Consider the following 11,966-nt stretch of genomic DNA (forward strand, 5'->3'; position numbering starts at 1 on the left):
CGACTGCACCACCAACCCCAGGTCCCCCGGCTTCCCCAAATCCCTGATCATGTGAACCCCAATCCACTGACACGACTGTTTCAGTGGTCCATACTAAGCACATGCCGGCGTCTGCGCGAGAACAAGAACTGCTCGAGCGCGCCTACGAGTACTCGCTCACGCACGGCCTGTCCGACTTGTCGCTGCGCCCGCTCGCGACCGCGATCGGCTCCAGCCCGCGGGTCCTGCTGTTCCTGTTCGGCAGCAAGGACGGACTCATCCGCGCACTGCTCGCCCGCGCCCGGGCCGACGAGCTCGACCTGCTCCACCAGATCAACAGCCAGTACGACGAACCGCCCGGCCTGACCGTGGTCGCGCGGGAGCTGTGGACGTGGTTGGCCGCGCCGGAGCGCCGGCCGCTGATGGCCTTCTGGGTCGAGGCGTACGGGCGGTCACTGGTCGTGCCGGACGGCCCGTGGGTCGACTACGGCCGGTCGACGGTCGACGACTGGCTCGAACTACTCAAGGCGAGTGAGCCGGACGCCGCGGAGGCACGACGTACCGGCGTACTGGCGATGTTGCGGGGTGCACTGCTCGATCTGCTGGCGACCGGCGACCTGGATCGCACGACCGCCGCAGTCGACTCCTACCTACGGAATTAGCTCGAAGGTCACGCTGCGCTTGGCTATGTCGGCTTCGACGAGCTTGACGCGGACTGCCTTGCCGAGCGGGAGCTCCGCCTTGGCGGTGACGCGGCCCTCGACGGCATGCTCGGAGAGGACGACGATGCCGCGGTTGGGTTCGCGGTCGTCGATGTCGGTGATGACGCCGTCGAACTCGGAGCCGACCTGGTCCTTCAGGAGACCGGCCTCGACCATGCCGACGATCGCGCGCTCGTAAGCGTTCTCGCGGCGGGCCGCCTCTTCCATGATCTTCGGCAGGTCGTCCATCGAATCGCGCACCCACGCCGGGACCTCGGTCCCGGCCGACAGCGCGAGGCAGATCTCACCGGCCCAGCGGTCGATCAGGCGGCGCAGCGGCGCGGTGACATGGGCATACTCGGCCTTCATCGCGGCGTGCTGCGGGTGCTCCGGCACGCTCCCCGCGAACGTCACATAGCCGGCGCCGCGGAACAGCACCGTGCAGGCCGCGAGCATCGCTGCATGCGCGGGCACCTGCGGGTCCAGGCCGTGGATGAACTCCGCGTACGTCGTCTCTTGCGGCCAGTCGATGCCGAGCGCCTTCGCGGTGTGGCCGAGCTTCTTGCGCAGGTCGTCGCGGGCCTCGGGCAGGGTCCGCAGGATGCCGATCTTGCCCTTCATCATCAGCTGGGCCGCGGCCATGCCGGTGAGCAGGGAGATCTGCGCGTTCCAGCCCTCGACCGGGAGCGGTGCGCGGAACTCCAGGCTCCACGCGCCGTCGGAGGTGACGACCTCCTGGTCGGGGATCGGCAGGTTCACGCCACCGCGTTCGAGCTCGAGCTGCTCACGCAGCTTGCCGACCTCGCGCAACAGCTGGAGCGACTCGGACGCCGTACCGGCATCGAGGTCCTGCTGGACGCCGGCGTAGTTGAGCTTGGCGCGCGACTTCACCAGCGCGCGTTCGCAGGTGACGCCGGTGCTCTCGCCGCGCGCGTCGAGTGGGACCGTCCACAGCAGCGCGGGGCGCACCTGGTCGGGCAGCAGCGAGGCTGCACCCTCGGAGAGCTCCGGCGGATGCAGCGGGGTCCGCTTGTCGGGCGCGTACAGCGTGACGCCCCGATGACGCGTCTCCGTGTCGATCGGGTCGCCGTACTGGACGAACGCGGCGACGTCGGCGATCGCGTAGTGCACGACATAGCCGTCGCCGGCCCGCTCGATGTGCAGGGCCTGGTCGAGATCCATCGAGTCCGGCGGATCGATCGTCACGAACTCGAGTTCGGTCCGATCGAGCGTCGGCAACCGCGGCGCCGTACCGGCTTTCAGTGCTGCCGCGACCACCTCGGGCGGGAACTCCGCCGGTACGTCGAGCTCCCGGCGGATGTCCTGCAACGACGCCCGGAACACCTCCGGCACATCGTCCGCGAACCTGACCTTCTGCAATGGCATGGGGTCAGAGTAACTACGGCACCACGTTGAAGTTGCGTAGGGACGCGAGGCCGTCGGCGTACCAGTGGATCTCGGTCAGGGTGGCCGGGCGGAGCTCCATCCGGAAGATGGAGGCCATCGGGGCCTGGAGGACCGAGCGGACCATCAGCTTGATCGGCGTCACGTGGGTGACGACCACGACGGTCTTGCCCGGGTAGCGGGCGAGGATGCCGTCCCGCGCTGAGCGGGCGCGGCGGGCGCAGGTGTCGAACGACTCGCCCCCCGGAGGCGCAACGGTCGTGGTCTCCAGCCAGTCGTTCAGCTGCTCAGGCCACTTCTCCTGAACCTCGGCGAAGGTGTAGCCGTCCCAGTCGCCGAAGTTGCACTCGACCCAGCCTTCGTCCGCGACGGCTTCGATCCCGAGCCGGGTGGCGACCGCCTCGGCGGTCTGGCGGGTGCGCAGCATCGGCGAGTGGACCACCGCGTCGATGCCGCCCTGGCGAGCCAGGTGCTCGGCCGCCGCCGCGGCCTGGGCGAAGCCGGTCTCGCTCAGCCCCGGGTTGTCGCCGGTGGAGCCGGAGAAGCGTTTCTCCGCCGTGTGCGGGGTCTCGCCGTGGCGCAGGAAGATCAGCTGGGTCGGCGGCTCGGTCTGCGGGCTCCAGCCCGGCATGCTCTTCTTGCGCTCGTCCTTCGCGACCGGTGGCTTGGCCGGCTCGGGCCGCAGCGGGATCGGGACCCCATCGAGGGCGTTGTTCGCGAGCTCGTCGGCGGCCGAGTTCTGCGCGCGCGGCACCCACGTCCACTCGGTGCCGAACGGCGCGAGCCCCTGCGCCTTGGCCGCCAGCGGCTTCATGTCGGGGTGCTTGATCTTCCACCGGCCGGCCATCTGCTCGATGACCAGCTTGGAGTCCATCCGCACCTCGATCGAGGCATTCGGCGCGTACTCCGCGGCCAGCTCCAGGCCCGCGATCAGACCCGAGTACTCAGCGACATTGTTCGTCGCGACCCCGAGGGTCTTGCCGTCCTGCGCGATCACCTCACCCGTTGCCGGGTCGCGCACGAGAGCGCCGTACGCGGAGGGTCCTGGGTTACCCCGGGAACCCCCATCCGCTTCGACGATCACATGCGTGAAGCTCATTCACGTCCTCGCTTCGCTCCGGGCGCGAACGAGGCGCAAATCGGGCTGTGCCTTTTGGTGAGCTCGCTGCGCTCCCTCACGCCGCGCTCTCCGGCGTGCGCACCAGGATCCGGCCGCACTCTTCGCAGCGCAGTACGGCGTCCGGGGCGGCGGCCTTGATCAGATTCAAGTCGGACGGCGCGAGCTCCATCCGGCAGCCCATGCAGCGCTTGCCGACGAGCGGCGCGGCACCGATGCCACCGTTGTGCTCACGCAGGCGCTGGTACTGCTTGACCAGCGGCTCGGGCAGCTCGGCCAGGAGCTCAGTGCGCTTGTCGTTGATCCCGGCGCGCTGCTCGTCGAGCTCCTTCAGCGACGCGTCACGGGCGCTCTCCAGCTCACCTTGACGGCCGGCGAACGCCTCGGCGCGGGTCCGCAGCTCGGCCTGGACGACCTCGGCCGCCTCCAGCTTCTCCATCACCTCGAGCTCGGCGTCCTCGAGGTTGGAGATCCGCCGCTCCAGCGAGCCGATCTCGTGCTGCAGGTTCTCGAGGTCGCGCGGCGAGGTGATTTGACCGGACTCGATCTTCTGCACATTGCGGGCCTTGCGCTGGCGGACCTGGTCGACATCACTGTCGGCCTTCTTCTGCTCACGCTGCAGGTCACCGACCTCGGTGTCCGCGGCGACGAGCTCGCCGTCGACCACCGACTTCTCCGCGAGGAGCTCGGTCAGAGCCTGGTGCTCCGGGAGCGATTTGCGCTTGTGCGCGACCTGATCCAGCTGCAGATCGAGATCCTGCAGGTCCAGCAGACGGCGTTGGACGGCGGGCTCGGCGTTCAGAATCGGCTCCTTTAAATCGTTCAGTTTGCGCTCAGAGGGGGTCTGGGGACTCAGCGCCGTAGCGAGCAGGTGCTCGGTGCGGTGCATCGGTGCGCGGGGGCGGAGGGTTAGATGCGGAGCATCTTGCCCTTTGCACCCGTGCGGCGAGGTGCCGTGCCGAGTGCCGCGCAGTAGGCGCTGTGTCCCCAGACCCCCTCTCACAGCCGCAGTGTCCATGCGTCAGTGACGAGCGTCGAGATGTGAGTCTCCACCGTACTGCCTTGCGCAGCCAAGTTTTCCCGCAGGAGGCGGTCGGCATCCTGCAGCCACGGCCACTCACTCGCCCAGTGTGCGACATCGACCAAGGCCGGGCCCGTGGCGTAGGCCTGAGCCTCGGTGGCGGGGTGGTGGCGGAGATCGGCGGTCACATACGCGTCGACGCCGGCCGCGCGGACCTTGCCGAACTCCGAGTCCCCCGCTCCCCCGACCACCGCGACCTTGGTGATGAGGCGATCGGGATCCCCCGCCACCCGTACGCCGTGCTGCGTACCCGGCAGGTTGGCCGCGACCAGCTCGGCGAAGTCGCGAAGCTTCAGGGACTCCGCCAGTACGCCGACCCGCCCGCCGCCGCGGTTGCCCGGGCGCGCGGCCAGCTCGTAGACGTCGTACGCGGGCTCCTCGTAGGGATGGGCCGCCTTCAACGCGGCGACGACCGTACGGCGCTTGTGCCGCGGCAGGATCATCTCGAGCCGGTTCTCGACGACCCGGGCGCTTTCACCGGTCCGGCCGGTGGTCGGGTTCGCGCCTTCGAGCGGCCGGAAGGTCTGCTCGCCGACCGTCGTCCACGCGGCCCGGTCGTAGTTGCCGAGCTGACCCGCGCCCGCGGCCGACAGGATGTCCAGCAGGGCTTCGGTATCGCCGATCGGAACGAAGACGACGAGCTTGTCCAAAGGCTCGTCCGGCATCGGGTTGAGCGGCCGGGTGTCCTGCAGCCCGAGCGCCGCCGCCAAAGCGTCGCTGACGCCGGGGTTGGCGTTGTCCGCGTTGGTGTGGCAGACGTGGAGGGCGGTATTGCTGCGAATGAGGTCGTGGATGACGCGACCCTTGGGCGTCGTGGCGGCGACGCTGTTGACGCCCTTCAGCAACAAGGGGTGGTGGGTGACGAGCAGGTCGAAGTCGCCGGCAATCGCCTCGTCGACGACCTCGCGCATCGGGTCCACGGCGAACAACACACGCCGTACAGGCTGATCGGGGTCGCCGGTGACCAGTCCGACCGCGTCCCAGGACTCAGCCCAGGACGGGTCGTACAACCGGTCGAGTACGGCGATGACGTCGGCGAGCCTCGGGTTCACGAGGCCCATCCTTGCAAACGATCTAGATCAGCCAGGCGGTGGTGTCGGCGGGGAGTTTGGCGCCTTCGAGCGGGCTGCTGGACAACACGACAGCAGCGTCGGGCAGCTCGACCGGGGCTTCGCCGAAGTTGGTGATCGACTGCCAGCCGCCGGGGCGGGTGAAGTGCAGCACCCAGTCGACGCCGTCGTTCCAGGTCAATTCGTTCGCGGTCTGGAGCCCACGCCGTACGGCGAGAGCCTTGCGGTAGAGGCTGAGGGTCGACTCGGCGACGCCGTCCTGCGCCTCAACCGAGTACTGGCCGAACCACTTCGGCTGGAGGAGGTGTGAGCCGCCGGTGCCGAAGCCGAAGGAGAGACCGCCAACGGTCCACGGGATCGGGACGCGGCAACCGTCGCGGCCCTTCTCGGCGCCCTTGGAGCGGAAGTAGGCCGGGTCCTGGAGGTTGGCGGCGGGGAGTTCGCCAACCTCTTGCAGACCGAGCTCCTCACCTTGATACAGGTACGCCGATCCTGGGAGCGCCAGCATGAGCATGATCGCGGCGCGGGCCCGGCGCAGCCCGAGCTCGACGTCGACGGTCGGCTCAGTGCCGTTGCTGAGCAGCCACGCCTTGCCGTCCTGCCAACCACCGGTCGGGTCGTTGGGCAGGCCGTAGCGCGTCGCGTGCCGAACCACGTCGTGGTTTGAGAAGACCCACGTCGACGACGAGCCGTTCTGGTCGGCGAGGGCGAGGTTCTCCTCAATCACCCTACGGAACTTGGCGTAGTCCCAGTTGGCCTGCAGCAAGTCGAAGTTGAACGCCTGCCCGAGACCGTCCGCACTCGCGTAGCGCGCCCGGCGAGCGGCCGGTACGAACGCCTCGGCAACTGCCGACCGCGGCGGGTCGTACTCATTCAGGACCTTGCGCCAGTCGCGGTAGATCTCGTGTACCTCGTCGCGGTCGAACAGCGGATGAACACCGTTCGACTCGGACATGCGGGGCAGCTCGGTCTTCGACTTGAACGGCTCGGTCAGGTCCTTCACCAGGGCGTGGGCAACGTCGACGCGGAAACCGTCGACCCCACGGTCGGACCAGAACCTCAGCGTGGTCAGGAAGTCGTCGCGGACCTCAGGGTGCGCCCAGTTGAGGTCGGGCTGCTCGGCCGCGAACAGGTGCAGGTACCACTGGCCGTCCGGGGTCTGAGCCCAGGCCGAGCCACCGAAGATCGAGTCCCAGTCCGACGGCGGCTGGTCACCCTCGCCGTCGCGGAAGATGTAGCGGTCGCGGGCCGGCGTACCGGGCTGCGCCTCGAGCGCCTCCTGGAACCAGACGTGCCGGTCGGAGGTGTGGTTCGGGACGATGTCGACGATCAGCTTGATGTTCGCCGCGTGCAGCGCCTCGACGAGCTGACCGAAATCGTCGAGCGTGCCGAGCCGCGGATCCACGTTGCGGTAGTCGTCGACGTCGTACCCGCCGTCGGCCAGGGCGGACGGGTAGAACGGGCTCAGCCAGACGGCGTCGATACCCAGGTCGATCAGGTACGGAACCCGGCTGAGGATGCCCTGCAGGTCCCCCACCCCGTCACCGTCGGAGTCGGCGAAGCTGCGGGGGTAGATCTGGTAGACGACGGCCTGCCGCCACCAGTCGGCGTCGGTCGGCTGGGGACTGGTCACAAAAAGCCTCACTTTTGTGATTAATATAGACTCTAAATTTAGGTTCTGCAGTATTCTGCGCGCGGATCTACAGTGAGGTCAAGAGGGGTCACCATGACGAGCGCTCCGGTCACCGCGGCGACACCGGCACTGCTGCGCCGCGTCAATGCCGGGAAGCTACTCGGCGTACTGTCCACCGCCGGAGTGATGACAGGAACCGGCCTGATCCAGGCCACCGGCCTCACCCGCGCCACCGTGCACGCGGTCTGCAACGACCTGATCGACATGGGCTGGGTCGTCGAGCTCGACCCTGGTCGCGACGACACGGCGGTGGGCCGGCCATCGCGGCGCTTCGAGTTCAACAGCCGCGCCGGCTATGTGCTCGGGATCGATATCGGTGCCGGTCGTACGACGGTCCTGCTCGCCGACCTCCGCGGCGAGACGTTGGCCAAGGCCGGCCGATCTTTGTCTTCGGTGAAGACACCCGCCGAGCGGACCGGCTTGGTGCACGAGGCTGTCGTCGAGGCGCTGGCCGTTGCTGACGTCCGGGACTCGCAGGTGCTCGCCGCGGGCGTTGGCGTTGCTGCGCCGGTCGATCGCGCGGGCAACATCCTGGTCGATGACGAATTCTGGCGCCGCTTCGACACCGACCTCGGCCATCGCCTGACCGAGTTGCACGGCTGGCCGGTCCTGCTGGAGAACGACGCCAACCTCGCCGTCCTCGGCGAACACTGGCGCGGCCAGGGCCAAGGCATCGACGACTTGGCCGTGCTGCTGGCCGGCGAACGCTTCGGCTCGGGCCTGATGGACTCCGGTCGTCTCCTCCACGGCAGCCGCGGCGGCGCCGGCGAAATGCTCTACCTGAAGCTGGTCGAGGGCGTAGGCGACACCCACGGCATCGCCCGAACCACCCGAGACCAAGCAGTTGCTGTCCTTGCCGACCCGACCGTGCGGACCCGATTGCGAGACGTCTCCGAGGTCACCGCGGAAGAGGTCTTCGCGGCGGCTGCCGCTGGGGATGAGGTTGCCTTGGGCATCCTTCGTTCCGTGGCCGCGCGGACGGCGCGCGTCGTTGCTACGTTGGGGATTTTGGTGAATCCGGAGCTGGTGGTGATCGGTGGGGCGGTGGCTGAGGCGGCGGGCCAACTGCTGCCGGATATCGAGGAGCAGCTGGCCGGATACACCAGTACGCCGCCGCGCGTGGCGGTGTCGTCACTCGGCGACGCGATCGTCTCGGTCGGCGCCGTCCGCCACGCACTCAACTACGTCGAGCAGCACGCACTCGATCTGGTGCTCACGCGCTCCGCGTGAGCGCCCGTGCGACCGCTTCCAGCACGATCACGTTCCGGCCCGAAGTAGTTGCCGACGGCACCCCAGCTGGGACCAACGCCTGATCCTCCGGAATACCGGTGCACAACACGAACACGTCGTCACGACGATCCTGCAGCAAGAACGCCAGTGCTTCGCGAATCCACGGCGTACGGCCCGCATCCTGTACGGCGATCACCAGCGGCCGGTCCTTCGCCGCTGCCGCTGCTCGCGCCAGCGCGTCGTCCGACTGCTCGTCCGCGGTCGGGTGATCCTCGAAGAGCGCAGCCTCCTTCTCCGACAGCAGGTGCTGGTCGCGCAGAACGACTCCGTCCGAGCCCGGAGCGAGTCGCTTGAAGATCTCCGGCAGACCACTGAAGTACGGGTGCCACGCCGGGTGCAGGCCCTGCGTCAGATCGATCACGTACGGCGTCCCGCCGAGCGCTGGGAAGGTCTGCCCGGCCACCACGCGGTCGCCGACCTCGCGGACTGCGGCGCCATCGAAGGTGGTCTGCCGCTTCCGCTCCCCCAATGACTTGGCCAACGCGCGCACGCGTCGAGCCGCGTCGGCGACTCGCTCGGCTGACAGCGAACCGTTGCCGACGGCATCGACAATATGCTTCGTCAGACCCTGCGGATCGGCCGCGCCAATTGCGATCATCGCGAGGTCGGCACCGGCCCGGATCGACACGACCGTGGCTTCCTCGATCGACTGGTTCTTGGTAATCGCGCCCATCTCGAGGGCGTCGGTGGTGATCACCCCGTCGAAGCCCAACTCGTCGCGCAGCAACCCGGTCAGGATCCGGTGCGACAGGGTGGCGGGCAGGTCGTCGTACACGGAGAAGACGATGTGCGCGCTCATGATGACCTCGGCGCCGGCCGCAATCGCCGCCTTGAACGGCAGCAGTTCGACCGCGTGCACCGCCTCGATCGACCGGTCGACCCGCGGCAGATCGAGATGCGAGTCGGTCGCCACGTCGCCGTGCCCCGGGAAGTGCTTCAGGCACGGCACGATGCCGGCCTCGTGCACGCCCTCAATGAACGCGACACCGTGCCGCGCGACCAACTCTGGCGTCGTACCGAACGCACGCGTCGAGATGATCGGGTTCGCCGGGTTGCTGTTCACGTCGATCGACGGCGCGAGCATCAGGTCGATCTCGAGCGAGGCGAGCGTCGCGGCCGCGTCCCGCGCCGAGGCCCGGGTCAGGTCGACATCGTCGAGATCACCGAGCGTGCGCGGCGACGAGAGCGGAAACGGGTTCGCCGGGCCGAGGTGACTGAACTCGCCGCCCTCGTGGTCGATCCCGATGATCACGTCCGGCCGCTCGGCGCGCAGGCTCTGGGTGAGCGCGAGCACCTGCTCCGGGCCGGTCACGTTCCGGGTGAACAGGATGACTCCACCCAGACCGTCGGCGACGGCGCGGCGCAGGTGGTCGGGGGCGGTGGTCCCAGCGAAGCCGACGATCAACGCGCCGGCAGCATCAGGCTCTAGGTTGTCGGTCATGCCGACACCCTCTCTCGTGGTGCCTATTATTCGCTAGCCCCTTTCCGAAATATCACTTTCAAAAACGGCAGTCGCCACGGCGAGGTCCTGCCAGGCCATGCCGACACTCTTGAAAATCCGCCGTTTCGTGGGGTCGATCTTGACCTCTCCACGCAGCACTGAGCCGAGCTCGACGGGTGCGTCCGCGGGTAGTGTCCCGGCCGCGACGGCCAGGATGACGTCACCGGCCTCGGTCGTCGCGGCTGTCTGAGACTCGACGACGACCTGGGCGTCCTTGAAGAGACCGGCCGGGAGCTCGGCCGCGGTCGGAGTGTGCGAGCCGACCGCCACCGCGATCACATCGTGCGCAAGCGTGTCGGGGACAACTGGGGTGGAGGCCGAGGTGCAGCAGATGACTTGTTTCGCGGTCCGGAGATCGTCCGTCGTACCGGGGGTGGCTTGGGCGCCGAGGGACTTTGCGTAGGCCGCGAGCTCCTCGACTGCCTCCGTACGACGCCCGTGGACGGTGAAGTCATTGCACCAGCCGAGCTCGACCAGCAGCCGTAGGTGCGCGCGAGCCTGCACGCTCGTCCCAACGATCGCCGTCCGGCCCTGCGCACCACCGAGAGCCGCGATGCCCACCATCGACACCCCGGCCGTCCGTACGGCGGTCAACTCCACCGCGTCGATCACCGCGACCGGTGTCAGCGTCGTCGAGTCGAACAGCACGTAGACGCCCTGCACCCGCGGCAACCCGTTGGCCGGATTGCCGGGGGCAATCGTCGCCAGCTTCACCCCGGTCAGCCGATCATCAGCCGCCGGCATCAACAACATCTCCCCACCAGGCGCCCCGAAAGCCGACCGCGCCGCACTCCGCTGCAACGTCCGCGGATCCTCCGCCGCCCGTTTGATTGCTTCCACCACGCGTGTCGCCGGCACCGCAAGTACGTCGTCACCCGAAAACTGCCTAATCACCGAACCTCCTCGATCACAGCACGCTCGCCAACCGCCGTCACCCGCACATTCCCCCACGGCACGGTCAACCCAACCAGCTCCACGATCGGAATTCCCTTCCCGTAGAGCTCGTCGGCCACCATCGCCCCGATCACCAGGATCGGATCCGCCTTCGGCACCACCAACGCCGCCGGGCCAACTCCAGCGCGCAACATCTCCGCCAACACACTCGCACTCGACGAAGACCCTCGGCTCCCCGGCATCACCACCACCCGCCCAGCCAGCCCAACCCCGAACTCCGGATGCCGCTCATCGCTGATCACCCCGGTCGCCGGGTCAGCGCCACCCCACAACGACAGCGGCTCGCTCAACACCAGCACCCGCCCAACCGCCGTACCGGCAACCAAACACCGCCCAACCACCAACGCCCTACCTCCTTCCCACCCACCGAGAACCCTTTCATGGGTCAGCCCACCACCTGGCGGGTCTGCCAACCGCATGCAGCTAGCCCACCCACCATCCCGTGGGTCAGCCCACCAAATGTGGGTCCTCCTGGCGGCGGGTCCGGTCGCGGCCTGACACGACACCCGCCGTCGCCGTCGCCATCGCCGACTGAACGGAGCTTGCTCGCCGCACCGACTGCGGACCTCGTTCGTACTACGGGATGGTTGCTCGCCGCACCGAATGCGGCCGGGTCCGTCGGCTTGTGGTTGCTCGCCGCTGCGGCCGATTTACAGTGCGAGGGTGGCCCGGCCCGGCGTGTGGCTAAGGGGGCTGGCGAGGCCGGCGATCGCGTTCCCGCCGTCTGAGGTACTCGCTGTGGTTGCGGTCGGTAGCGAGGAAGCCTGGAAAGTGACCCTTGGTGGTGGTGAAAAGCGCTGGCAAGGAGGTCAGGGGTGCCGCCGTGCGCGGCTGACCCTCGCAAGGCGCTACACGTGGATTTTCGGCGCATAGACCCGAAAAATTCACGCGTAGTGGGAACCGGCCGGAGAGTCCCTGATCGCGTCGTCAATCGGAGGATTTTCGTCACCGGGTTCCTAGGAACGGCCGTCGCCTGATGGGTTCCCCCATCAGGTTGTGGGTTCTGGACCCGCATGGCGGGTTCTCGTGGTCGTTGCAACGCCTCGATTTGAGTCACCCCGGAGTGTCTGGAGACTTCATTTGTTGGAAGGATGAAGTCCATGGGACGTCCGTCGTCGTATTCGCCCGAGATCCGTGAGCGCGCGGTCCGGATGGTTGCTGAGTCCAAGGCTGAGT

General features: G+C 68.1%; 10 protein-coding genes. 2 read left to right on the top strand and 8 right to left on the bottom strand.

Annotated features, from left to right (window positions below):
- The first annotated feature begins 101 nt into the window (after positions 1–101).
- Positions 102–641, top strand: a complete 540-nt coding sequence (locus tag E1263_RS39685; RefSeq protein ID WP_132177161.1) for a TetR/AcrR family transcriptional regulator — start codon at positions 102–104, stop codon at positions 639–641.
- On the opposite strand, the gene E1263_RS39690 is transcribed toward E1263_RS39685, so the two are convergent.
- The 5 genes from E1263_RS39690 to E1263_RS39710 form a co-directional block, all read right to left on the bottom strand.
- Complete coding sequence (locus tag E1263_RS39690) at positions 630–2,066, bottom strand: RNB domain-containing ribonuclease (protein WP_132177163.1); 1,437 nt, start codon at positions 2,064–2,066, stop codon at positions 630–632. The two genes, E1263_RS39685 and E1263_RS39690, sit on opposite strands and share 12 nt — an antisense overlap.
- A gap of 13 nt (positions 2,067–2,079) precedes the next feature.
- Positions 2,080–3,183: a bifunctional RNase H/acid phosphatase gene (locus E1263_RS39695; protein WP_132177165.1), complete on the bottom strand. Its 1,104-nt coding sequence runs from the start codon at positions 3,181–3,183 to the stop codon at positions 2,080–2,082.
- 76 nt (positions 3,184–3,259) lie between these two features.
- Entirely contained in the window at positions 3,260–4,204 is a 945-nt protein-coding gene (locus tag E1263_RS39700) for a zinc ribbon domain-containing protein (protein WP_238161993.1), read from the bottom strand.
- Positions 4,201–5,334, bottom strand: coding sequence for a Nif3-like dinuclear metal center hexameric protein (locus tag E1263_RS39705; RefSeq protein WP_420323408.1), 1,134 nt, complete (start codon positions 5,332–5,334; stop codon positions 4,201–4,203). The genes E1263_RS39700 and E1263_RS39705 overlap by 4 nt, the downstream gene beginning before the upstream one ends.
- 22 nt (positions 5,335–5,356) lie before the next feature.
- Positions 5,357–6,985, bottom strand: a complete 1,629-nt coding sequence (locus E1263_RS39710; protein WP_202869281.1) for a glycoside hydrolase family 13 protein — start codon at positions 6,983–6,985, stop codon at positions 5,357–5,359.
- Positions 6,986–7,078: 93 nt separating this feature from the next.
- On the opposite strand from E1263_RS39710, the gene E1263_RS39715 reads away from it, so the two are divergent.
- Entirely contained in the window at positions 7,079–8,275 is a 1,197-nt protein-coding gene (locus E1263_RS39715; RefSeq protein ID WP_132177171.1) for an ROK family protein, read from the top strand.
- Here the strand turns inward: E1263_RS39715 and E1263_RS39720 are convergent.
- The 3 genes from E1263_RS39720 to E1263_RS39730 are packed head-to-tail and all read right to left on the bottom strand — an operon-like array spanning position 8,259 to position 11,131.
- Entirely contained in the window at positions 8,259–9,776 is a 1,518-nt protein-coding gene (locus E1263_RS39720; RefSeq protein ID WP_132177173.1) for a glycoside hydrolase family 3 N-terminal domain-containing protein, read from the bottom strand. The two genes, E1263_RS39715 and E1263_RS39720, sit on opposite strands and share 17 nt — an antisense overlap.
- 33 nt (positions 9,777–9,809) lie before the next feature.
- Positions 9,810–10,730, bottom strand: a complete 921-nt coding sequence (locus E1263_RS39725; protein WP_165956917.1) for an ornithine cyclodeaminase family protein — start codon at positions 10,728–10,730, stop codon at positions 9,810–9,812.
- On the bottom strand, positions 10,727–11,131 hold the full coding sequence (locus E1263_RS39730; RefSeq protein WP_202869282.1) for an aconitase X swivel domain-containing protein: 405 nt from the start codon (positions 11,129–11,131) through the stop codon (positions 10,727–10,729). Before E1263_RS39730 ends, E1263_RS39725 begins: the two co-directional genes overlap by 4 nt.
- Positions 11,132–11,966 lie beyond the last annotated feature (835 nt).

Origin of the sequence: Kribbella antibiotica (assembly GCF_004349055.1) — a bacterium.
GTDB lineage: Bacteria > Actinomycetota > Actinomycetes > Propionibacteriales > Kribbellaceae > Kribbella > Kribbella antibiotica.